The sequence below is a fragment of the Streptomyces sp. PsTaAH-124 genome, assembly GCF_000373685.1.
Lineage (GTDB): Bacteria > Actinomycetota > Actinomycetes > Streptomycetales > Streptomycetaceae > Streptomyces > Streptomyces andamanensis.
The window spans coordinates 1-22,589 of the sequence record NZ_KB892181.1 but is presented as its reverse complement, the minus strand read 5'-3'; the positions used below and the strand labels follow the sequence as shown (position 1 = coordinate 22,589).

25 protein-coding genes are annotated in these 22,589 nt (G+C 69.8%); 16 read left to right on the top strand and 9 right to left on the bottom strand.

Features of this window, described 5'->3' with window-relative positions; genetic code table 11:
* Positions 1–2 precede the first annotated feature (2 nt).
* The 3 genes from B086_RS0125235 (at position 3) to B086_RS0125225 (ending at position 2,568) form a co-directional block, all read left to right on the top strand.
* Positions 3–899 (top strand): helix-turn-helix domain-containing protein, encoded by an 897-nt coding sequence (locus B086_RS0125235; protein WP_037873894.1) that lies wholly within the window; start codon positions 3–5, stop codon positions 897–899.
* 11 nt (positions 900–910) lie between these two features.
* On the top strand, positions 911–1,945 hold the full coding sequence (locus B086_RS0125230) for a hypothetical protein (RefSeq protein WP_018569218.1): 1,035 nt from the start codon (positions 911–913) through the stop codon (positions 1,943–1,945).
* A gap of 329 nt (positions 1,946–2,274) precedes the next feature.
* Positions 2,275–2,568: a hypothetical protein gene (locus tag B086_RS0125225; RefSeq protein ID WP_018569217.1), complete on the top strand. Its 294-nt coding sequence runs from the start codon at positions 2,275–2,277 to the stop codon at positions 2,566–2,568.
* Between the two features lie 79 nt (positions 2,569–2,647).
* Here B086_RS0125225 and B086_RS0125220 read toward each other — a convergent pair whose 3' ends face one another.
* Positions 2,648–2,965 (bottom strand): hypothetical protein, encoded by a 318-nt coding sequence (locus tag B086_RS0125220; RefSeq protein ID WP_018569216.1) that lies wholly within the window; start codon positions 2,963–2,965, stop codon positions 2,648–2,650.
* Positions 2,962–3,687 (bottom strand): HNH endonuclease family protein, encoded by a 726-nt coding sequence (locus tag B086_RS0125215; protein WP_026252752.1) that lies wholly within the window; start codon positions 3,685–3,687, stop codon positions 2,962–2,964. Before B086_RS0125215 ends, B086_RS0125220 begins: the two co-directional genes overlap by 4 nt.
* Positions 3,688–4,254: 567 nt before the next feature.
* Between B086_RS0125215 and B086_RS42060 the strand changes: the two genes are divergently transcribed.
* Together B086_RS42060 and B086_RS0125200 are read left to right on the top strand one after the other, a co-directional pair.
* On the top strand, positions 4,255–5,280 hold the full coding sequence (locus B086_RS42060; protein ID WP_018569213.1) for a NucA/NucB deoxyribonuclease domain-containing protein: 1,026 nt from the start codon (positions 4,255–4,257) through the stop codon (positions 5,278–5,280).
* Positions 5,281–5,357: 77 nt separating this feature from the next.
* Entirely contained in the window at positions 5,358–6,233 is an 876-nt protein-coding gene (locus B086_RS0125200; RefSeq protein ID WP_018569212.1) for a DUF6924 domain-containing protein, read from the top strand.
* 119 nt (positions 6,234–6,352) lie between these two features.
* Here the strand turns inward: B086_RS0125200 and B086_RS40725 are convergent, their stop codons facing one another.
* Complete coding sequence (locus B086_RS40725; protein ID WP_026252751.1) at positions 6,353–7,051, bottom strand: HNH endonuclease family protein; 699 nt, start codon at positions 7,049–7,051, stop codon at positions 6,353–6,355.
* Positions 7,052–7,299: 248 nt separating this feature from the next.
* Complete coding sequence (locus B086_RS0125190) at positions 7,300–7,602, bottom strand: hypothetical protein (protein ID WP_018569210.1); 303 nt, start codon at positions 7,600–7,602, stop codon at positions 7,300–7,302.
* Positions 7,603–7,937: 335 nt separating this feature from the next.
* Here B086_RS0125190 and mobF point away from each other — a divergent pair, with 335 nt between their 5' ends.
* Together mobF and B086_RS43140 are read left to right on the top strand one after the other, a co-directional pair.
* On the top strand, positions 7,938–9,872 hold the full coding sequence (gene mobF, locus B086_RS43145) for a MobF family relaxase (protein ID WP_078531192.1): 1,935 nt from the start codon (positions 7,938–7,940) through the stop codon (positions 9,870–9,872).
* Positions 9,873–10,011: 139 nt separating this feature from the next.
* The gene (locus tag B086_RS43140; protein ID WP_078531187.1) at positions 10,012–10,215 is read left to right on the top strand and encodes a hypothetical protein; all 204 of its coding nucleotides are present in this window, start codon (positions 10,012–10,014) and stop codon (positions 10,213–10,215) included.
* 503 nt (positions 10,216–10,718) lie between these two features.
* On the opposite strand, the gene B086_RS45095 is transcribed toward B086_RS43140, so the two are convergent.
* Positions 10,719–11,189: a hypothetical protein gene (locus B086_RS45095; protein ID WP_018569208.1), complete on the bottom strand. Its 471-nt coding sequence runs from the start codon at positions 11,187–11,189 to the stop codon at positions 10,719–10,721.
* Between the two features lie 355 nt (positions 11,190–11,544).
* Between B086_RS45095 and B086_RS0125175 the strand changes: the two genes are divergently transcribed.
* Positions 11,545–11,847, top strand: a complete 303-nt coding sequence (locus B086_RS0125175) for a hypothetical protein (RefSeq protein ID WP_018569207.1) — start codon at positions 11,545–11,547, stop codon at positions 11,845–11,847.
* Between the two features lie 10 nt (positions 11,848–11,857).
* Here the strand turns inward: B086_RS0125175 and B086_RS40715 are convergent, their stop codons facing one another.
* A complete protein-coding gene (locus B086_RS40715; protein ID WP_234029361.1) occupies positions 11,858–12,409 on the bottom strand; it encodes a DUF6233 domain-containing protein in 552 nt (183 codons plus the stop codon).
* A 332-nt stretch (positions 12,410–12,741) separates the two neighbouring features.
* The gene (locus B086_RS0125160; RefSeq protein ID WP_234029360.1) at positions 12,742–13,302 is read right to left on the bottom strand and encodes a hypothetical protein; all 561 of its coding nucleotides are present in this window, start codon (positions 13,300–13,302) and stop codon (positions 12,742–12,744) included.
* 161 nt (positions 13,303–13,463) lie between these two features.
* Here B086_RS0125160 and B086_RS0125155 point away from each other — a divergent pair, with 161 nt between their 5' ends.
* From B086_RS0125155 to B086_RS0125120, 8 genes are all read left to right on the top strand, one after another.
* Positions 13,464–13,742 carry a hypothetical protein gene (locus B086_RS0125155; protein ID WP_018569203.1) on the top strand — a complete coding sequence of 93 codons (279 nt, stop codon included), beginning with the start codon at positions 13,464–13,466 and terminating at the stop codon, positions 13,740–13,742.
* Positions 13,699–14,253 (top strand): DUF6879 family protein, encoded by a 555-nt coding sequence (locus B086_RS45090; protein WP_018569202.1) that lies wholly within the window; start codon positions 13,699–13,701, stop codon positions 14,251–14,253. The genes B086_RS0125155 and B086_RS45090 overlap by 44 nt, the downstream gene beginning before the upstream one ends.
* A 10-nt stretch (positions 14,254–14,263) precedes the next feature.
* Positions 14,264–15,112, top strand: coding sequence for a helix-turn-helix domain-containing protein (locus B086_RS0125145; RefSeq protein WP_026252750.1), 849 nt, complete (start codon positions 14,264–14,266; stop codon positions 15,110–15,112).
* 99 nt (positions 15,113–15,211) lie between these two features.
* Positions 15,212–15,400 (top strand): hypothetical protein, encoded by a 189-nt coding sequence (locus B086_RS0125140; RefSeq protein WP_018569200.1) that lies wholly within the window; start codon positions 15,212–15,214, stop codon positions 15,398–15,400.
* Positions 15,397–15,840, top strand: a complete 444-nt coding sequence (locus B086_RS0125135; RefSeq protein WP_018569199.1) for a hypothetical protein — start codon at positions 15,397–15,399, stop codon at positions 15,838–15,840. Before B086_RS0125140 ends, B086_RS0125135 begins: the two co-directional genes overlap by 4 nt.
* A 10-nt stretch (positions 15,841–15,850) precedes the next feature.
* Complete coding sequence (locus B086_RS0125130; protein WP_018569198.1) at positions 15,851–16,360, top strand: hypothetical protein; 510 nt, start codon at positions 15,851–15,853, stop codon at positions 16,358–16,360.
* A gap of 63 nt (positions 16,361–16,423) precedes the next feature.
* The gene (locus B086_RS0125125; RefSeq protein WP_018569197.1) at positions 16,424–16,606 is read left to right on the top strand and encodes a DUF6042 family protein; all 183 of its coding nucleotides are present in this window, start codon (positions 16,424–16,426) and stop codon (positions 16,604–16,606) included.
* Positions 16,607–16,659: 53 nt separating this feature from the next.
* Positions 16,660–17,649: a DUF4238 domain-containing protein gene (locus B086_RS0125120; RefSeq protein WP_037873880.1), complete on the top strand. Its 990-nt coding sequence runs from the start codon at positions 16,660–16,662 to the stop codon at positions 17,647–17,649.
* A 25-nt stretch (positions 17,650–17,674) separates the two neighbouring features.
* Here the strand turns inward: B086_RS0125120 and B086_RS0125115 are convergent, their stop codons facing one another.
* On the bottom strand, positions 17,675–18,625 hold the full coding sequence (locus tag B086_RS0125115) for a hypothetical protein (protein ID WP_158690416.1): 951 nt from the start codon (positions 18,623–18,625) through the stop codon (positions 17,675–17,677).
* Between the two features lie 996 nt (positions 18,626–19,621).
* Entirely contained in the window at positions 19,622–22,021 is a 2,400-nt protein-coding gene (locus tag B086_RS0125105) for a DEAD/DEAH box helicase (RefSeq protein ID WP_018569192.1), read from the bottom strand.
* Positions 22,022–22,589 lie beyond the last annotated feature (568 nt).

The window sequence follows — 22,589 nt, the reverse complement described above, 5'->3', positions numbered from 1 at the left end:
ACATGCCCCGCATCCCTGACCAGACTGACGGTGAACCTCCCAGCCGCAGAGGACGCCCTCCGGAGCCCATCTGCGACACCGTCGGCGTCACGCACCGCACCTGGCTGGAACCGTTGCGCCGACGCCTCGCCGCCAGCGGACTCACTCTCGACGAACTCGTCAGCCGTTCCGGATACTCCAAGACCAGGCTGTCCGAACTGTTGCGAGGCAAGGGCTACTACCCGGGCTGGGAGATGACCTACAGCGTGGTCAAGGTCCTCGACATCCCTCCGTGGCCGTTACGGCGCCTGTGGACGGCAGCCGCGCGGGAGGCGGAGAAGAACGACACCTGGATCGAGGACGGTATCCACGCCGTTCAGCCGCTGGGCCCGGAAGCCCCGCCCCTCGCACACCTCGCGTTCCGGCAGGTCATGACCCATCCCTACACCGCCTACGCACAGGCATTCCTGCAGACCCACGGACGGGCCCGCCGTGTCGTCGCGGAGACCCTTGACATCCTGTGGCTGAACTGGCCCGAGGCGACCAGCAGCAGCAACACCCCTCGCCACGCCTGGGACCTTTTGCGAAGCAAGGTCATGGCACGCGCCGAGACCCATGACGGCCACCCCGACCTGCGCGCCACGGCCCTGCGAACCACGGCTGTGGCCCAGTCCATCAGCCTCGACGACCAGATGGACCGGATAGCCAGGATGACCATCTTCTTCGAGGCCGTGTCCCGCCTTCCCGACGACCAGATGGACGTCACCGTCCTGCGCTTCCTGTGCAACATCGACGAGGAGGCGGTCCCCGGCATCATCGGCCTGCCCCCGGCAATCACCCACAGCCTCACGCGCCACGCCCGGGGCGCCCTCCACAGCCTCCACCCCGACACCGGCACCGACACCGACACTCTGGAGTGATCAGCCCCGCCATGAGCGCCATCGATGACCTCCTCGCCCAGTCCCGCCTGCTGGACGCCCACGTGCCCGCCGACGTGGTCCCCTACGACGACGACTGCGCCTACTACACCTTCGACGAGACCGGCCGAGCCGAGCAGAACTCCCGTCACGATCCGGCCGACCACGACGCAGCCAAAGAGCTCGCCGCCCTGTGCGAGACAGCCGTCGCCCACTGCACCGCCGCACAGCTCGTCGACTTCCTCACCGACCAGGTACCCGAGCCACGCGCCGCCTGGATCCTCGGGTGCGTGCTGCGAATCGCCGGTGCGGACGACGGGGCTCGCTTCTGGTGGCAGTACGCAGCCGGCGCGGACGACGCCCCCGCCTCCTACTGCCTCTACCTGCACCACCTCGCCCGCGGTGACGCCCACGCCGCCGCCCTGTGGCAGACCCAGATCAGCCTGTACGCACGAGGAGAGGCAACCGCCTCCTTCTACGAACAGAACTCACCCGCCTCCAACGTGGTCAACGTGGACACCAGCGTGCCCACCCTGCTGCGGATCCTCAGCCGCCTCACCCCGGCAGGCCCACGCCAGCACACCGAGGCCGCAACCGCCGTCATCCAGTTCGTCTCCCGCGCCGTCACCATCGGCTACGACCGCCACCCCGACCTCGAAATCCCCGCACCCGGCACCCACTTCGCCGAACAGCTCCAAGTCATCCTCGCCGCAGCCCAGTCGGTCCTGGACACCTCCGCGACCCCAGCCACCACCGCTTCTCGTACCGGCAAGGCAGTGCGCGCTGAGGAATTGCCCAACAGGACAACCCCGGACGCCATTCACGGACGCGCTCCTGCGCCGCAGTTCGCCGCGGAACCGCGACGGCTGCTGGTGGAAGTCACCGCCGACGACCGCGAGTCCGCGCCCCAGTTCTTCAAGGAGGCGAGCGCGGTGTGCTGGAAAGAGACCACCGACGCTCGGTCCGAGGGACGGGGCAGCACCCTCGCCTACTACCTGCACCGCTTCCTGGGAGGCGGCCCGCGGATCCGCACCGCACCAGCACACTGAGACCGGGGCCGCACCGCGCACACTGGTTCGGCCCCCTGCCTTCTTGGCGCATGCGCGGGGCACAGCCGTCCTGGCATTGGACCTGGTACTGCCGTGCGCGTAGTGAACGACTGCTCCGGTCGGCGCGCCGAGTCCACGCTGACGTGTGACTGCCCGCCTGGTCGGCTCGTCGTCGGTCCCTGGCGCTGTGTTTCCCCTCGGCATCGGATGCCGGGGTGGAAGCTTGTCCGCCCTGAAACGGGGCGTGCCCGGGAGGGGACTGCTGGAGTGCGGGTCATGGTGCTGCCAGGCCCGACCGGGGCCGAGTCGTCTACCGACGGGACAAACTGATGCCTATCCTCCTGCGCCTGGCCGCTCTTCCTGCTCGCTCTCTGATCGCTGCGCTGAGTGCGGCGCTGATCGCGCCGGTCGTGCTGGCCAGTGTGCCGGCCCTGCTGGTGACGTCCTTCACCGCCGATGGCCCCGGCCGGTGGAAGACGCTCATCGGGCAGATCACCGCCTGGACTCACACCGTCCTGTCTACCGCCCCTCAGCTCACCTCGAGCATGCCCCGGCAGCGAACCCGGCGCCCGGCCGCTCCCGCCGGACGAGCACGTACAGCGGCGGGCGAGCGCCGGCGCTGATGGGCTCCTGGGGCGAGTGCCTGCTGCTGCGCTGCCGTGCTGTACGTGCTGAGCCGGTGCTGGTGCCCGAGCGGCTGGGTCAGTGCGGGGCCTGGGCGCCGTCGCCGCGGCGGATGCGGTTGAGTGCCTCGTGGTGCAGGGCCTGGAGTCCGCCGGGCGGGACGGGGGCGGGGCTGCCGGTGAGGGTGTACCACTCGTCGGCGTCCGTGTACTGGATGTCGAGGCGGGCCCGGCCGTCGGGCAGGGCGGTGGTGGCGAGGGTGAGGTCGCCGGTGATGACGCCGACCTCGTCGGTCATCGCACCGCCCGGCCCGGCCTGCACGCCATCGACCAGCCGGTCGCCGTTCTGCGGCGGGACCGTGTCGTCGCTACTGCTGCTGTGGTTGTCGTGGGTCATGAGCAGGTGTCCAGCATCTCTCTGAGTTTCGTCCGCTCGGCCGCGGTGATGGTCAGGCGGTAGGTGGACTTCACGGATACCCAGGACCGGGCATAGGTGCACCAGTACGAGCGCAGCGGCGGCGCCCACTGGTCCGGGGACTGGTCGCCCTTCTGCCGGTTCGAGGACGCGGACACCGCCAGCAGCTGCGGGTGGGCGAGGTCGTTCGCGAACGCCTTGCGCTGCTCCTGGGTCCAGGCGGCGGCGCCGGAGCGCCAGGCGTTGGCCAGGGGAACGGTGTGGTCGATGTCGAGCTGGGAGGCGGCGGTTGCCTTCTTGCCGTCGTAGACGGAGACCCACTTCCCGGACACGGCCCGGCACTGGGCGTCACGCTTCACGGCGGTCCCGTCCCGGCCGAGGACGGTCTCGCGGGTGTCGCAGCGCTCGCCCTGCTCGGCCCAGTGCGGGAACTTCGCCCGCGAGTATCCCCGCATGGACGCCGGCGCCGCCGTCTTCAGCCCGGCCAGTTCCTTCCGCGCGACCGACGCGGTGGGCAGACCGGGCAGCGCCGACTTCTCCGTCTGGCGACCGCCCCCGGCCCCGCGGGTCGGGGCCGCGGACGGCTTGTCGTCCCCTGCCCCGGCCGACGCGCCGCCGACGCCGCTGTCCGAGCACCCGGCCACCGCGACCAGGACTGCGCCCGCCGTCACCGTCACGCCCCACCAACGCTGCTGACGTCTCATTACCTGTCCCAGCCCCTACCCAGCTCGCCTGATCAATTTCCGATCGGAAGGGTAGCCGCTGTCCGCAGCGTCACCCGGCGGCTGGGCAGCGTCGCCGGCCTCGACGTATTGGTCGCGGGCGCTGGGCCTGCTGGCGGAGATGACGCCGGCCTCGGCGGTCATCGCGCCACCTGGTACCAGCGGTGATACCAGGCCCACTCGCGCGTGGGCAGGGGAGCCCGGTGTGGGGCGAGCGCCGGCGGGGGACCTCACTGCTGCGTCAAGACCGGCTTTTCGGCCGTGTTCCCGGTATCTGATCCGGTCCGGTCCGCGGCCGCGCGAGGCCGTGACCGCGCGCTCCGAAGTGTGCTGGGACGGATGAATGAGGCCTGGCGTACCTGGAGGACACTCCATCTCAGGCTGTGCCCGAACGGGCTTTTCCTCCATATGCGGAGTCAGAGCCTCAGCATGTCCGAAAATGCGCACATCCCCAAAAAAGCTTGAACACGCGGACGTTGGGGCGCTTAGTGTTTCCGCCGCACGGACGGCTGCCCTGACCCGGTGCCGTCCTTCCACCAACGAGGGGACATGCTCATGCGGACCAGCGCACCACGAAATGCAGCCGTCGGAACTGCTCTCGCGACGCTCCTCCTGACCGGCATCAGCGCCACCAGCGCGCAGGCCGCACCCGCCACGTACAGCATCACCGTCACCCGGACCGCCCCGGTCAAGACCGCCTACACCTCCACGGCCGCAGCCGCGAGCTGCAGGATCAACACCATCACCCTCACCCGCACGAGCATGTGCATGGACATCGGCGCCCGGGTCAACATCCTGAAGAACGGCAAGCCGGTCGGCTCGGCCACCTTCGACATCAAGCACTCCATGACGCTGCAGTCCAGCAAGCTCAAGTGGGGCGAGAGCTTCACCGTCGGCAAAGCCGCACTGGTCAACGCCGGCGGCGTCCGCATCAACGTCTCCGTCGGCGGCGGCAAGGGCGTCAAGACCGCCGTGAAGTTCCCCCAGGGCTCCACGCTGGGCCCGGCACGCAAGGGCACCGTCGGCTACGCCGCAAGCGTCGCGAAGAACAAGCAGCTCACCAGCCCGGCCTCCTACCGGTTCACGTTCACCAAGCCCGGCTACACGCCCGGCGGCTTCACCTACAACAGCGCCAAGTACCGCTGCGACGACACCTTCTGGGGCGCCAAGAAGCGCACCAAGAACCCCGGCTGCGTCTTCCCCTCCTTCGCGCCCTCCTTCACCCTCTCCCGCACCGACCGGCAGGTGAAGCAGTCCGCGAACCACATCTACGACGCCCAGCGCAAGATCGCCGGCCACCCGGGCGCCTCCACACCCCTGCACCGCATCACCGACGCCAAGACCATCGCCGCCCACCGCAAGGCCATGTGCGCCAAGGTCCACAACCCCAACCCCAAGAAGTACGACTGCGACGAGTACCCCTTCGCCGCCAGCAAGGAAGGCGGCAACCCCAGCCGGGGCAGCACCCGCATCATCTCCGCGGGTGACAACCGAAGTGCCGGCGCCCGCCTCGGCGGCTTCTACAAGAGCCAGCGCGTCCTGAACGGCGACGCCTACTACGTCCGCATCAAGTAGAACCGGCACCGCGCCTGCCAGACTGTCACCCGACAGCATGTGACCGGCGGGCACCGCACAGACGACGGGGGTTCTCCATGCCGCGCTCCAACTGGCCGCACCTGCAGGGCCGCACCCGCCCTTTGAAGATGAAGGAGTGGGGCGACCTGACCGTCATGGATCCCGACACCGGCGACCCTCAGCCGCACGGCCGCGGACTCCTCACGGCCGGAAAGGACTGGCTGCTCATCGACGCCGGAAGCGCCCTGGAGAATCCCGTCGTCACTCTCTACGCAGGGGCCGCCGACCCGGGGGCCGAGAGCGGCTGGGACGAGGTCGAGGAGACCACCGTGGCTTCCTCGACCGGCTTCCTCGCCCTGTGCGACAGCGGATACACACCGGTACGCAAGGAGAACCTCGCCACCGCAGGGCCCGGTCCGTATCTGGTCCGCGTCCACGCCAGCGACCGCTCGACGGACGGCAAAAAGCCCCGCTTCCTCATCCAGGTCATCCCCGGCGACCGCACCGGCGCCACCCCTGGGCCGACGGCCCCCGTGATCGAGGAGGCCGACGGCCCCCTCCTGGTCCGCACGTCCTTCGACCAACCAGGCGAGTGGGCGCGCCTTCTCCAGTCACTCGAAGGCGGCTCGGAGCACTACGAGTCGGTCACCGTCATCGACAACCCGACCTATGCGGGCTTCACCGCCGGGCAGTTGCAGGAGCGGGTCGGCCGCGACAACGAGGACTGGCCCGACAACCCCTTCCTCCTCATCGCCGACGAACAGGCCCTGGCCTCGGCGGAGTTCGCGCTGCTGGCGGTGAACAACCTGCCTGGCGAGGACGACGCCCCGTTCAGGATTACCCTCGCGGCAGCGGGCTCCTTCGTCATCAACTTGGAGATGGGCAACACGAGCTTCGGCGACTGGAGCCGGGACACCGACACCGACGGCGTCTACCGGGAACAGCACTACTGACAACCGCAGACCCCTTCCCACTTGGAGAACTGGCCGCAGAGCAGTTCCCGCCCGACCAGCAGCGCCGCGTCACTGGGCGAGGGATCACCGGCGACGCGGCGCGGGCAGGGGCCCTGCTTCTACCGGGCGAGGGTGACGGTGATCGGGGTATCGGGGCAGTCTTCGAGGACCTCGGCCAGTGCGGTCTGTTCGGGACTGTCGATGGTGAGGCTCCAACGGGTCTTGTCGGCGATCCAGTCCGTGACGTAGGTGCAGTGGTAGCCGGTGGCCGGGGGCAGCCAGGTGGAGGGGTCCTGGTCGGCCTTGGACCGGTTGGAGGCGGCGGAGACGGCGATGAGGTCGCGGTCGTCGCCGAGGTCGTTGGCGTAGGCCTCGCGTTCCGCGGGCGTCCAGGCGCTGGCGCCGGAATCCCATGCTTCGGCGAGGGGGACGAGGTGGTCGATGTCCAGGCCGCTGGCCCCTTCGATGTAGCGGTCGTCGTAGGGGGAGTACCAGACACCCCCGGTGAGCCGACACTTCGGGCTCTGTTCGGGGGGAGCGACAGCTTCGTCTTTGAGGACCTCGGCACGAGTGTTGCAGCCGTCGCGGTCGGCGTCGATCCAGTGCTTGAATTTGGCGCGCTGGTAGCCGGTGCGATCCTCCTCGCGCACGGGCAGCTGGGCCAGGGCGTCGCGGACGGGCAGGGTCACCGTCTGCCCCGGCGCCCGCACCGGCTGGTGCGGGACCGCACCGGCGCCGTGCCCGGTGGCCGCGGCAGTCGGTGTTGTCAGGAGCAGGCCGGTCAGTGAAGCGAGCAGGGCCACGGTTCGGCCACGCATGAGGAACTCCTTCTCGAAGATCGCGATCGGTCGCGATCTTCGTAGCGCTCCTGCGGCACGACGCGCCCGGGAACAGGTATGCCCGTCACCCGTGAGACGGGTAAGTCACATCGGTAGTGCAGGCGTTGGTCGCTCACCGGCCCCTTGTGTGCCTCGGAACAGCGGCCCATCACCTTGGCCGTGCCCGTCGCGGAATCCCACCGGAACGCTGGGGCGAAACAGGCGCCTCGTGGATACGTGGTTGTGGGTCAAGGGCCGGTGAGGATGCTGTGGTCGCCGATGCGGCGCCAGATGACGTGCGGTGTGCCGGGAAGTATCGGCGCCCCGTACTCCCACGTTGCGCGGCCCGCGGGGCCAGCGCCCATGGACCAGGTGAGCTCGTAGATGCCCGGCGCGCGCTGGACACGCTTGACGCGGAGGCCGGCGCGGAAGCGGCCGGTGCGCAGGTCCTCGACGAAGGCGGTCACGGTCTGGCGGAAGCGGCGGCGCTGCTCTGGGGTGAGGCGGTCCAGGTCGGTGGTGAAGCGGGGCAGGATCTCGTAGGTCGGCACGTCGGTCCTCCAGGCAGCAAGAAGCCCCCGGCACTGCCGGGGGCGGAGAGTCGGTGACGTGGTTCAGGGGGACGGCGTGTTTGGCCGCCGGGTGGGGGAGAGGTGCGTAGATGTGCGCTGGTTGACGGTGGAGTCGTCTGCTGACGGTTTCCGGTGGTGAGGCGCGTGTGACTGGGGGCCGCGCAGCATTTACATGGCCTTGGTGGTGTCCGCCGGGCGGCCACGGCGTCGCCACGGATGCCCGCCGGGCGGGATCGGCCGTGAAGTTCCGGTGAAGTCTCCCGTCTCACGGGATCGCGCTTTTTTGCTGGTCAGAGCAGGTGTGTGCTGTGGCGATGCTGAGTGTCGCGAAGATCCAGAGGCGTAACGCGTGGCGGTACTACATACGCGGAGTGGCGTTCGGGGACGGCCGCCGCCCGGCCGGGCAGTCGTTGAAGGCCGCCCAGGAGCTGGCCGGGCTCCCACCGGGACGGTGGCTGGGGCGTGGTCTGCGTGCGCTGGGGCTCACCGAGGGCGGCCAGGTGTCCGGGCGTCAGCTGGAGCTGCTGTTCGGCGAGGGCCGGCACCCGGACGCCGACCGCATCGAGCGCGGCCTCCTGGACGACGGCGTCGACGCGGCCACGGCCCGCCGGCTGACGGTGCTGGGGCAGCCGATCGAGGAGATCGAGGCCCGCAAGCAGACGCCGCTGCTCGGCATGGACTTCACCTTCCGGCCGCAGGCGTCCCTGGTCGTGCTGTGGGCGCTGGGCGACGCCACCGTGCGCCGGGTCATCGAGCGGGCCCACGAGCGGGCCGTCGACGCCGCGCTGCGCTGGCTGGAGGATGAGGTTGCCGAGACCCGGTGGGCGTCAGGCCGCGGCCGCGCGAAGACACCGGCGCTCGTGGTCGCCGCCTTCCGGCACATCGACAACCGCGACGGACTGCCGCTCCTGCACGAGCACTGCCTGATCCTCAACCGCGTCCAGCGCCTGCGCGCCGACGGCGATCCGGTCTGGGGCGCTCTGGACACCTACCGCCTCTACCAGAACGTGGTGGCCGCCGGGACGCTCTACACCCTGACGATGACGACCGAGGTGTGCGGAACCCTGGGACTGGCGACCGTGCCGCGCGAGGTCACACCGGGCCTGCGGCCGGTCATGGAGATCGCCGGAGTGCCCGAGGACCTCATCAACTGGTCGGCGTCCCGCCGCCAGCGCATCGAGGACGCCCTGGAGACGCTCACCGACCAGTACGTGAAGGACCACGGCCACCTGCCCGGCGAGCGCGGCCGTCACCAACTGGGCTGGTGGGCGGCGCAGGAGACCCGGCCCGCGAAGAAGAAACCGAAGCCGCTCGCGCAGCTGCTCGCGTGGTGGCGCGCCTCCGCGATCCTCCGCTTCGGCCAGCAGCTCATCGACGGCCTCCTGGACAGGTGCCGGGCAGCCGGAGCGGCGATCCGGGCGCGGGTGGATCCCACCGTGGACGTGGCGCTCGCCGCCGTCGACGTCGCCGCGGTCGCCTTCACCGTGCGCGAGAAGTTCGCCCGGCGCCACATCCTGGCCGAAGCGCGCCGGCACCTGCTGGAGACACTGCGCGGCCGCGAGTTCACCCGCGGCCTGGACGACTACATCGCCCACCGGGCCCTGCTCCGCTACTCCCGCCGCCACACGGTCACCAAGCCCGGCCGGGAAGCGCCGGCGGCGGACCGGATGACCTACACCGCCGACTTCCCGCTGCCTAGTCGGTGGTGGATCGCTCCCGCCGGAGGCACGCCGCCGCGGGAGTCAAGCCGCTACGAGCGCGCCCGGGTCGCCAGCCTTGCCGTGCAGAACGCGATCCGCGACGCCCGCATCCGAGCCGACACCGCCACCGCCACCGCCACCGCCACCGCCAACGAGGCGACGACGACCTCGGCTGTCTCCGCATCCGCCGATCACCGCGAACTCGAGGGCGAGACAGCGTCCGCTCCCCACGCCGTCGACCACCCGGACCGGGACGCCGCCCAGTCCCCGGCGCAGCGGGCCGCCGCCGTCCAGGCCCACCAACAGGCCGCGATGCCCGAGGAGTACCTGGAGGGCCGTACGACCGATGCGGCGACGTGGCTGCGCACGCCGAAGAACCTGGAGCGGCTCGCTGCCTATACCCGCGCCGCCGACGCCCGCCGCCGCGTCATGGAGGACCGGAAGGCCCCGGCCGCCGACCCGGCCAGTCCGGTCGACGGCCACGGCCAGGAGCACGAGCAGCAGCGTCAGCAGCCCGACCCCGGCCAAGGACAGGGCCTCCGGCCGTGACGGGACGCGCGGTCCGCACGGCGGGACGGACGACGAAGTCACCGCGCCAGGTGCCGGGATGCGACCGGCCGCCCATCCCCGAAGTCACCCGGGAGCGGTGACGGTGCCAGGGACCGCCCCCTCAAGCACGGAGGCCCCCATGGTTGCCCCAACCCCGCCGCACCTTTCGCCGGAGCAGCGCGAGCGCCTGGAGCAGCTCGCCGACGCCGCCCGGCTGCGTATGGCGCTGTACCCGTCGCCGAAGCCGCCACCCGCCCGGCGCCGCTCCCACTCCCGGCAGTACCCCGGCGGCCGGCCGAACCCGTGGCGCACCGCGCGCCTGCGCCGGCGCCGTCAGGGGTGAGCGGACGCGATGGACTCCACCGCGCGCCGTGCACGGAGGGGAGCGGAGACCAACGGTGGTGGGGATCGAGCGGTCCACTCGGTGCGCTCCACCGGTGGGGGGCCCAAAGCATCCCGGCATCCGGTGCGCTCGGTGCGGTGCATCGGGCGGACCGGCGCGCCCGCCGACGATGCCGTGCAACTCCTCGGTGCGCCCCCCCGGTGGGGAGTGCGTTACATCGTCCGCAACTCAACGCACCGCGCAGTGAGCTGGTCCGCACCCGCGCGTCACGCGCTCCGGACATCCGGCGCAGGTGGCGCGCACCGTCGAGACGCCGATCTCCCGCTCGGCCCAGGGCCGCGGCCGCCGACCCAGCCGGACCGGCCGCCCGGCGCCATTAGGAGCAGGAACACAGCATCAGCAGCCGGGCGACGGGCCCCCGCCGAGACCGGGCTCGTGACATCAGGCCGAGGCGACCTCGCACCACCTGTTGCCGGGCGGGTCGGCAAGGCACGCCCGGCCGGTCAGACGGCCGGGTAGGGACGGAGGAAGCCCCTTTCCTCGTAGCCCGCGGTCATCTCGTCGATCTCCGCGAGGGCGCCGCCGCGCCCGTAGGCGTCCAGCAGCATGACCGCCATGCACACCGTGAGGGCGTGGATCCGGTCCAGCTGCCCCAGGCTCTCTAGTGCGAGGGCGAGTCCTGTCTCTCCTGCGGCGACCCGGTGGATGGCCGTGCTCGTCGCAAACTCGATCTCCGCCGGTGCGAGGGCTGCTGTGGCTTTGAGGCGGGAGACCGTCATGGTCGGTTCCCCCAGCTGCTGGAAGAGTTGGTCGTGATCGAGGATCAGCCAGTCGTGGACCCGGTCCAGGAGGCCGCTGTCCAGGCCTACGAGGCAGGCCGCGACCCGGGCGCGGTCCTGGGCCAGGTAGGCCCGTGTCAGGTCCGCCGCCCGCCAGATCGTCTCGACCAGAAGAGGATCACTCGGCTGCGTCATGACTCTTCTTCTAGCGGACCTGCCAGTGCGACGGACCGTCTTCTCGGGAAGTGGCCATCTATGACGCGTCGCCCGTGTACAGGCAGGCCCGGCCATGGCTGCGGCCGGGCCAGCCATCGACCGGACAAGGACAGGCCAGTCCCCTGATACGGGCCGGGGCAGCTCCCCGTCGCGTCGGCTGGGTGGATGCCGCGGGCAGGGCGGGCCCGTAGCCTGGGAGTGCTCGGGGTCCGGCGGTGCGGCCGCGGAAGCACCGGCGGTGAAGCCGCGCAGCCGGTTCGGCATCGGGCGCCGCCGGTAGCCGGCGGCCTCGGAGGCCGGGGTGGTTGTCGGTGGTGGCTGCGAGGCTGGCCGGATGAACGACGATGACGAGCAGCTGCTGCGCGGCCGGGTGTACGGCTGCGACCACGACGACCCCCACCCCGGCCCACTGCCGCACCAGACGTACGCAGCCCTGGTCGGCGGGCCGCTGGACGGGCTGCTGCTCGACATCACGGGCTGGCGGCCGGAAGAGATAGACGACGGTGTCGCCCTGATGACCGAGCTGGGCCGGTGGCCCGGCGGCCGGGCGCTGTACGACCCGAGCCCCGACGACCCGCGCCCATCGGGCGGTCCGGGCGTGGTGTGCCGCTTCTGCTACTCCGGCGACACGCCCTGACCGGCGCGCGTCAGGCGTCGCCGATGTGGTCGAAGCCGCACAGCATCGGCGTCAGCTCCTGAGCGCACCCGCACAGCGTGCACAGCTGCGTCCCCGGGTTCTCCGCAACGTCCAGGGCGCGCTGCACATCGAGCAGTGGTGCGCCCTGCGGCGCTTCCTCGCAGTCCGGGGCGTGCAGCACCCCGCGTGCCGGGCCCCGTCCCTCGCGCACCTTCGCCAGGACCCAGCCCGAAGGCCGGCGCTCCCCAAGGACCTCGCGCACCGTCGACGTCGGCGCCGACGGAAGAGGCTCGGTGGGGACCTGGTCGTAGTCGATGCCGTCGACCGGCCGCACGTGCTCGGGCGCCCGGACCCACACCCGGTACTCCGCGGCCTCCACGCCGCCGTCCTCGAGGTCCCGGTACGACGGCAGCCCCACGAGGTACACCCAGCCCGTCCCGGTCTGCCGTCGCCGCCACAACCGCGCCACGACCTCCTGCTCCAGCTGCCCGAGTACCGGGTCGGCGGGCAGCACGACCCGCACCGGCACCGGCCTGGCCGCGTCATCGGAGGGTGTGGTCACGAGCCCACGGTACGCACCGCCGCTGCCGTCTGACGGACGTCACCGCTCGGGCAGCTTGCGGCGAAGGTCGTTCATCGCCTTCTTCACGTCCCCGAGCTGGTCGCCCAGCACCCGCATGCGCCAGTCCGCGTCCACGTCGTCCAGGGCACCAACGCCCACCCGACGCAGGTCCTGCTCATGACCGACACCGAAGCTACCGACTGGGCCACCGCCACGGCGGCCGGGAAGATCTGACAGGCCGGACACACCACGGGCCCCGGGGGGATCAGCCATGACGTCCCCGGGGCCCGGCTCGGGGGTCGCACCGTCCAACGACGCTGCGGCCCCCGCCGTCACGCAGTAGCCGGCTCCGGCACTTCGAGGCACTCCGCGACCCGGCGGGCCATCGCGGCCATCTCCGGAGGCAAGCGGTCCAGCGACCCGAGGTCGTTGCACAGCTTGGCCCGCAGCCCGTGCAGGCACGCCTCAGTGAACAGCCGCTGCTCATCCGGCTCGGACATCAGTCCGTCTCCCGCGTAGCCCTGGCCGACCGAGAACCACATCTGGGCGTCCTGGTCGTCATCGGCTGGCCGCGGCGTGCCGAGCATCCCGGCGACTTCGTGCCGCTCCGCATCCCGCGGGCCGGCCGCCCGGCTGCGCTGCTGCCGGGTCTGGAGGTATGACGCGAGGGTGTCCAGAGCCATGCCGGTGTGCTGGCAGTACGCGGCGATCAGCATGGTCGCCGTGTCCATCGTGTCGGAGGCGTCCGTGGCGCGGATCAGCGTCATGCGCTTCCAGTCGCGTGCGAGGTCCGGCTCGGTGTAGCGCAGCACCTCCTGGCAGTTCATGACCACTTCGGAGACGAGCTGGTGAACCGCCTGCCGCAAAGGCTCAGGCATCTGGGAGTCTTCCATGGCCGCACGGTAGGGGGAGTGGGCCTTCCGACACCGGAGTCGCGTCCCCTGATCACCCGGACGGACCAAACCCCGCCCTGGTCGGCGCCCTTGACGCCGATACCGCAGCGCGGGACGGTCATCGCGCAACTACGCGCAACCGACTCACAGGGGAGTACGTGATGACGCTACGGTTCGTCGGGATCGACCCCAACACCGGCGGAGAGGGTTCACCGACGGTCTGGGTGGAAGAGGAGAGCGCGGACCTGGTCCTCCAGGGCGAAGAAGCCGACGCCCTCCTCAAGTCCCTGGTCGGCTCCACCGAGTGGGTCGCCGGCCACAAGACGGGGATCCCGCCGCACGAGCGGGTGATCCGGATTCCGTCCCGCATGGTGCAGATCTTGAGGGAGGCGTGCGATGCCGCTGAACGCGCAGCAGCTGAACACCGCGACGTTCGCTGAGCTGCTCGCCGACACCCACCACACGGCGGTCCACCTGGAGATGCGCGACCTGTACGCCGTCGGTGACGAGAGGGACGACTACGCCATTTTCCTGCGCACCGGCGTCCCGAACCTCGACCCGGCCCGCTCGTTCTGGCCGCAGTGGATGCCGCTCGTGCAGGGCGCGGTCGCCCGCGGCGTGGTGATGCGCCGCACGCGGATCGTCTCCGAGCCGGTCACCGACTACATCCGCTACGAGCACGCCATCACCCCGCTCAACCTCCAGGCCGGGGAAGACGTGCGCTGGCTGCCCCGCCGCCGCGCCTCCGACATCGCTCTGCCCGGTAACGACTTCTGGCTCCTGGACGACCGGCTCGTGCAGTTCCACCACTTCACCGGCACCGGCGACTGGGCACCGGACGGCAAGGAACGCACCACCGACCCGGCCGCCGTCGCGCTGTGCCACGCCGCCTTTGAGACCGTGTGGGAGCGCGGCATCCCGCACGAGAAGTACACCGTCCAGGCCCGCTGAGTAGAGCACCGTGAGCGCATCCCCATCGTCCAGTGCACAGGCCGCCCGTGAGGCGCTGGCCGTGCGCTTGCAGCACCTGCGCAAGGACGCCGGCCTTTCCGGGAGGGACCTCTCTGCCCGGTGCGGCTGGCACCCGGCGAAGACCACCCGCATCCAGAAGGGCGACGCCCCGCCCTCCGACGCGGACATCCGCGCCTGGTGCGCGGCGTGCGGCGCGGACGACCAGGCCGACGACCTCATCGCCACCGCCCGCGCCGTCGACTCGATGTACCTGGAGTGGCGCCGCATCCACAAGGACGGGATGCGCAAGGTCCAGCAGAACTGGAACACCCTGCACGAACGGACCCGCGTCTGCCGGGTCTACGTCTCCAACGTCCCGCCCGGGTTCTTCCAGACGCCGGCCTTCGCCACCGCCCTGATGGGGCAGATCACGACGTTCCAGGGCACGCCGAACGACGTCTCCGAAGCCGTCGCCACCCGGGTCGCGCGCTCCCGGTTCCTCTACGAGGGCGGCCACCGCTACGTCGTGCTCATGGAGGAGTCCGTCCTGCGGTTCCGCACCGCCGACCCCGAGGCGATGCGCGGGCAGCTGCGCCACCTCCTGGCGGTGATGCCGCTCGCCTCGGTCTCACTGGGCATCATCCCGTTCACCGCGCAGCGCACCGTGTGGCCGCTGGAGGCGTTCTACCTCCACGACGACACCGTGGCCGTGGTGGAGACGCTGACGGCGGAGATCAAGGTGACGCAGCCGCGCGAGCTCGCCGACTACGCCAAGGCGTTCGCGGGCCTCGCGGAGATGGCCGTCTACAGCGACGCCGCCCGCGAACGCATCACGGCCGCGATCGACGCCCTGGGGTGAACTTCCGCAATTTCCCGCAATCTCGTTGAAGACGGACCGGGCACGTCCGTAGCGTCGAACGACACCGACGCGACCACTCAGCACACGGAGGCGGTGCCCATGAGCGCACCCACACCCGCCGGACCCGCACCCGACGGACCCGGCCTCCAGCGACCCGACTTCGGCCGGCCTTCCCCCGCGCTGCTGGAGCGCGCCGTACGCGGCTACGCCCGCTTCCTCGTCGACCCGGACCCGGACGCCGACAGGGGCGACCACGACCAGGCCGACGACGCAGCGGGCCTGCGGTGAACGGGGCCTACGCCGTGCTCCACGATCCCGAGGGCCTGATGGACGCCGAACTGCCCCTGGACCGTGCCCCGCACGAGGCCCTCGTCACCGCCGTCCTCGCGTGGAAGGACCCGGACCTCGCTCCCTGCGACTACGAGCAGATCGCCCTCCAGCTTACCGGGCACGCCCGCGCGGTCGCCGCCGACGTCCGGCGTCTCGCCGCCGCCCTGCCCAAGAGCGACGGCCGCGGCGCCCTCGCCGAAGTCATCCTCCGCGAAGCCGACGGCCGCCTGGCCGCCCCGCTCCAGGGCACCACCCGCTGCGTCCAGAACCGCGCCCGCCTCGTACAGGCCCTCTACGCCCGGCTGGACCGCCTCACAGAAGCCGTGACCGCCGCCAGGCAGCCGACAAGACCCCACCAGACCGGGAACAGGGGGAGCACTGTCAGCGATCTCCGGTAGATCTGGTGGCATGAACCTCAACGACCTCAGCTCGCTGATGGAGCGCCGTCAGGAGGGCGGCCGCAGCTTCGAACTTTTCCGTACTGATCCGGCCTTGGCCAACCTGCGGTGGCCGGACGACGTGCTGCGGGACTTCCTCTTCGAGCACGGCGACCACGGCCCCTTCGTGGACGACTACGGCCACCTCGAGCTGAGTGCGATCACCTGGACGCTTCAGACGATTCCGACCGTAGACTTCCACACCATGCCGACTGGTGAGAGCGAAGCCGGACTGATCGAGCACGTCGCACAGCACCCGGTGCACTGGGTCAAGGTGCGACCCCCGGAAGTCGGCCGGCACTGGGAAGACCACGGGACGTGGCTGCGCCCGCCGCTCCTCATCGACCGGCGCCTCCTGAATCCGGCGAACAGCGGATTGCAGGTCCTGGAGGGCCGCACCCGCGTCGGTGTCCTGCGTGGCCGTCTCCGAGAGCAGCTGCACGTCGCCCCCCAGCACCAGGCGTGGGTGGGACGTCCGTGAGAACCTGCCGCGTCTCGCTGCGTACGCTGCGAGCATCGAGGTGTCTTCGAGGAAGAGCTGCGGATGACTGAGAGGACGTCTGTTCCCGGGCCGTGCCGGGACCTGGCCATGCACAACGACTGGTGGGTGTTGGGTTGGGAGCACGTCCTGCCCCGTCAGGGCTTCCTGCTGACCGTGCTGATCCGGACGGCGTGCCAGCCCGGTTTCATCGGCTCCCTCTACGGCTGTCGGGCGATCACGAGCTGAGGGCAGACGGAAAATGCGTCTCGCCTGTCGGACCTGATTGCCACACTGGGCGTATGAACGAGGGATCATCCAATCCGTGGCTGGTGGCGGCGCAGCAGATCGATGCCCGGATCGAGGAACTGCGGCCCGAGGCCGATCGCCACGTGGTCGGTCAGCACGTGATCTCTAAGGTGTTGCTCAAGCGCTTCGCCACTCCGTTTGGCAGCCATGGGTTCAAGCTCGTGCCCTTCGACCTTGACCACCCCGACCGTTTGCACAAGGTGGCGAGTCCGCGCGAGTGCGGCAAGGTCAAGTACTTCGCCCGCTTCGCTTCCGCCTCCCTGGAACAGGTGTGGGGCAAGCTCGAGACACGGATACCCGAGGCCGCGCGCGCGGTGGAACGGGGCGACGTCTTCCAGCACGAGCAGCATGTGCAGACTCTGAAGGACCTGATCGCCCTGCATCTGGTCCGCTCGCTGCACTTCCGCAACGTCCATGAACGTACCTTCGCCAGGGTCTACACCGAACATCGCACGGCCCTGCTTACCGATCAGTCCGACCTGCTGCGCCTCGCGGTACTGCAACGCAGCGGACTTCACCTTCCCGGACCGCAGGGCCTGGCTGCGGCGGCGGACCAGATCTTGAGTCCGCACCTGACGAACTTCGAGAACGGCGCGGACTTCCGGGCGCGGATCGAGGTCACCTTCGACAAGGCGAAGGAGATGATCAGCAGCGCAGGGTTGGAGATCCTGGTGCCCGCCGCTGGGGAGTTCCTCCTGGGCGACACCCCGGCCCTGGCTATTCAGCAGAGTGAAACCAGAACCACTTTCCCTGTTGCAATTGGTGACTCCACCGCGATCGTGCTGCCTTTCGGCCCCAAGCATCTCTTGGTCGGCAGGACGCCCCGCAACGGTATGAGTACTGCCACCGAGGAGACGGTCGGATTTCTCAACCGGCTTCAGATCGAGGCAGCGCAGCAGCGCGTCTACTTCCGGCCTCGCAGCGGCCAGGAGGCCATCGTCCGTGGTTATCTCAAACAGGGCGGCCGGAGTGCTAGGAGATAGCGGCTTCACTTCTTGCCGTGGGCTGTCACGGTTGAGGTGGAAGGCTCCTCGTCACCGCGGAAGTGCTGAGGAGCTGAACGAGGAGCACCGCGATGTGGACGGCGGCCTTGGCGGCTTCCGGGGTGATGGGTGCGCTGGTCTGTCCTCCGGGGTGTCGGTCGCGGTGTCCGTGCCAGAGAAGTTTCATGGGGGAGAGGATCGTTTCGACCTTGGCGGGGACCGCATTGTTGTCGAGGATCACCATCGAGTAGGCCGTTGCGTTGCGATCCAGTTCACGGATGACGGAGCCGAGGGTCGCCCGGGGATCGGCGCTCGCGTACAGGGGGATCGCGACATCTTCCACTGCCCGCACCGCATCGACGTAAGCGCCACTTGCGTCGGGGTGCAGGGCGTACGCCTTGGCCCAGGAGCTGCGTAGATAGAAGCTGGCATCGTTGCGGCCGGAGGATTCGGCCTGCTGCATGGCCATGACGGCGGAGTCGGCGACGGTGGCGTCGACAACCCGCTCCAGGCCGGCGTGCGAGGCGTCGTCGGCCTCGCGAACTTGGTAGGCGGAGGCGGCATCACCGAGGAGCGCGTCCAGTGTGTTGACCGGATCCACGAACTTCGGGGGCCTAGAGAGTACTGCCGCCAGGGGAGAGGCTGAGTTCGGGTGCTTGACGAGGTACTCGTGATGGGCGACCTCACCGACATCGAGGTAGAGCAGACAGTCGACGACGTCGAGAAGCAGGTTGACGGGCACCCTGGACAGATCACGTGCGCTCGACGGGAGACGGCCGTTGTCGAAGGCGTGGGTTTCGCTGCTCAATCTCAACGCGGCTACGACGCGGTGGACAAGGGATTCCGTCACCACCGCCTCCCGTACCCATGACCGCAGCCCTGGTTCCAGGTGCTCGGGAACTCCGTCATGGACTGTCCGGTCTACAGGAAGCCCGGCCTCGCGGTCGGAGAGCGGCTGCCAGGGTGATGTCGTCATTCCTGGACCGTAGTGCCAGGTACCGTCACCGCGCGGCTCGATTTCTCAGTCTGCGCCGATCCCACGAGCAGCCCGCTCCCAGGGCGCGTCCACGTCGTCCAGGATGGCGACGCCCACCCGGCCCAGGTGCCGCTCATTACCGACGCCGAAGCCGCCGACTGGCTCACCGCCACGGCGGCCGGAGATATCTGACCCGCCTCGGAGACCGCGGGCCCCGGGAAGGTCAGCCATCCCGGGGCCTGACGGTGATGAACTTCACGCGGGTGCCGAACAGCAAGTAGCACCGAACATGTGATGCGAGTCACTCGTGCGATTTCATTTACGCTGAGTCACCCGGCCGCCTGTCCGCCCGAAATGTCGGAACCCGTCAACCCGCTAGAGTGCCAACTGTTTTCACACTTCGGGCTGTGCCCGGCCGCCCGGCCGGGTAACGCTGTGCTGACGACAGGGCTGCTTCACGTGCCACAAGGCCAACTTGCCTTCCTCAAAGCGCCGATGGCTTCCCCTGACACCGTGTAAGTTGGTGCCCGCTTCCTAGCGAAGAGCCTTCGGAGGGACCGCACTGGCGGGTCCACGGATCCGGGGTCCGATGCACCAGGTGTCGGTCCAACGATCCCGAGGGGGATCCGATGGGGAAGCACGCAAGGCCGAAGCCGGAGAAGCGGAAGCGGGTGCTGAGAAGCATCCGGCTCTGGATGGTTCCGGTGGTGGCCACCGCGTACTGGGTGGGGCAGATCGTCCACACGTGGGCTTGGCCTCACCACTGACGCCGCCCCCAGCTCTGAGCAGCTGAGCTGGGAACGACGTCTGAGCGCGGGCAAGGGGCTCTCGCCATGCCGGGCGGGGGCCCCACCGCGCATAGTTGGCGACTTAATTGACAACTAAGTCGGTGCCCCACTCTAACGTAACAACTGTCTCGTGAGGGGGCTTCGTGCGATCGCACCTGCGATCGCAGGTGCCCGGCATCGATGAGGAAAAACGCCACCTCGAGCGCTGTTAGGCCCCAGCCCACTCCAGCCCGAGGTCGGCCAGCGCGTCAAGCCTGTCCGGGGGCAGCTTGGCCCGTCGGCTCTTGCTGTTGGACAGGAACACCCCAAGCTTGACCTCCGTCCCGTCCGGCAACGCCTCCACATGAGCCCTGGGGACCGTCACAGAGCCCGTGCGGGCCTTGTACTGCGCCAGGGCCACAACGCCCCTCTCGAAGGCGCTCACGGGCGCCGTGGACGGGTCCGCGGGCACCTCCGGCTCCACCGGGGCCGGAGCGGCGAGCGGGGTGACGCCGACGGCCTCCAAGCGCTCGCGCTGCCCGTCGGCCAGGGCCTCCCACACCTCGGGTTTCCGCTGCCGGGCCAGCCACTTCCCCACGTCCATCCCGTGCACGGTGAAGCCGGGCAGGACCGCAGGGCCGTCTTCGTCGCGCACCAGCTCGCGCAGCGCGGCGTAGTGCCGCTGCCACTCCGCCGACCACGACGGGTTCCAGTCCTCGTCCACGGCCCGGAGCGCAGCCTCCCACTCCGGCTTGCCGTCCAACGCTCCGGGACGGCGCAGGTTGGACAGCCACTGCCCCACCGGCCGGTCCAGCACGGACGCGGACCGGGGCGCGCACAGCGTCCAGTGCCCTTCGTAGTACACCCGGGCCGCGGCCAGGTTCTCCTGGAACCGCTCATCCGCCACGCTCCAGACCATGCCCAGCTTCTCCAGCCGCGCCGCGCGCCGGCCGTTCATCTGCCCCGCCCCGTACGCCCGCCGCTGCTCCGCGACCCAGGCCCCCAGCGGGAACGCGCCCTCCCTGTGCTCGTACGGCACCCGGGCATGCCCCTCACGTTCGGTGAACTCCTTCAGCTTCGCCCAGCCGCGCGCCCAGTCCTGCCGTTCGGTGTCGATCACGTTGAAGGACACCCAGTGCGCGACCATCACCGGGTCCCTGGGAGCAGCGAAACGAAGCAGCAGCCGGGTTTCCTCCTCACTGTCACGAGGCTCGGAACCGATGTCCCGGGACGGCTGCACCTCATTCTTCTGCGGCTCCTGAGGAATGGCGAGCAGTTCGACGGCCTCCTCGTCATGCGCCCGCAACCCCTCAAGGACTTTCACCAGGGGCCGGTACGAACCCGACGTGAACATGTCCTCCGGACTTTCACCGGGCTGGAGGAACACCGGCACGATCAAAGAAGCCAGTTTTCCCTGCCCGGGTTTCTGACGCAGCGCACGCCCGATGGCCTGGACGATGTCGTGCGGAGCACCCTTCGGGTCCAGCAACGCCACCGAGTCCACCGCCCGAATGTCCACCCCCTCACCCAGGACGCGACAGTTCGACAGCACCGCCCGCCGGGCGGTGGACCCGAACTCGCCCAGCACCTCCCGCCGGCGCTCCGGGACATGCTCCCCGCACAGCCAGTCCGCCCAGATCTTCGCCGGGTACTGCTCCGGCTGGTCGGCGTGCAACCGCTTGGCCACGCGCTCCAGCCCCTCCGCGTACGCCTGCGCCTCTATCGTCCGGTGGTGGAAGGTGATGCACGTCTGGAGGTTGTGCTGCTCCATGGTGTGCAGCAACGCGGCCTGGAGGGCGCCCAGGCGCTGCCCGCGGACCTCCTCGGTGTGCCGCTCCTCGCCCATCAGCCGCTCGGGCGTCACGACCGGGTCCTGGAGCTCCAGGACGATGATCTGGTACCGCGCCAGCAGCTTCCGCGACACCGCCGACGCCAGCGAGAGCTTGTAGAGAACGGGCCCGAAGACCTTCTCGTCGTCCATGGAGGCCGCCATCTCACGCGGCAGCGGGTCGCGCACCCCTTCGGCGACCTCCCAGTGCGGCGGCCGCTCCTGCCAGATCCTCGGCGTCGCCGTCAGGTACAGCCGGCGGTACGCCGGGACCTTCGTCTGATCATGGATATCCGCCCACGCCTTACCCATCGAACCGCTGGTCCGGTGAGCCTCATCTACCACCGCCAAGTCCACCGGGGCGAGCTTCTGCCCGTAAGCGCCCTCGAACGCCTCCGTGAGCACGGGCAGAGAGTGGTAGGTGGCGAAGATGGTCACCGGCCCGGTCCCGTGCCACAGCGCCAACTGCACGGGGTTGGTGGTGCAGCGGGCACCCAGGTGCCACAGCTCCGGGTCGTCCAGCGGCGAGCACACCATGACCGCCGGCCCCTTGTGCCCGGCACCGTGCCACGCCTTCACGGTCTGCGCCAGGAGATCCAGGGTCGGCACCACCACGAGAACGCGCCCCTTGGGAACGATCCGCTTTGCGGAGGCCGCCGCGATGATGGTCTTTCCCGTTCCGCACGCGGCGTGCACCTGCCCGCGCAAGCCATTCCAGGGAATGCCGCCCGGCGGGATATCGAGGCCGCGCACGATGGCGGCTACGGCCTCAATCTGGTGTTCACGCAATTTCACGGCCATTCCCGTGTTCTCCTTTTCGCGGAATGCGGCGCGTAACATGAATGAGAGTCCGGCGCGGTAAGTGGCGGCCCGGGGTGGTGGTGTCTGGTCCCAGACTCTACACACCCAGCACCAGTGATGCATCATCCACGCGGCAGCTTCCCCCTGTAGGCTGATACTTGACTGAATCTCGCCCGCTAGTACGGTTCACAGGGTATGCTGGCGGGGTATTGGTGAACGTGATTCGCCGGTTTAGAGGGTGGAGGAGTGGTCAGGGTGGAGCGCAGCGGAGCCCGTCACTGCGGTGGGGGCCGGCACTCGATCGGACCGACGGTCCGTCACTCTCGTTGCAGGGGTAGTGGGCAGGAACCCCAAGCCCTACACAGGCCCGCGCGTGATGCACCCCCCTCGTAGCCAGCCCCGGTGATCGCGCTTGCGCGGTCGCCTCCAATTCGCGCTTGCGCGAATTGCATTCCGTTCTGAATTCCGCTTGCGGAATTCCATTCCCGCGCTTGCGCGGGAATTAGGCGGAGCGCCAGCGGAGCCGTCACTACCGCGCGGCTTGCCGCGCGGTATCCCGCTCCGCGGG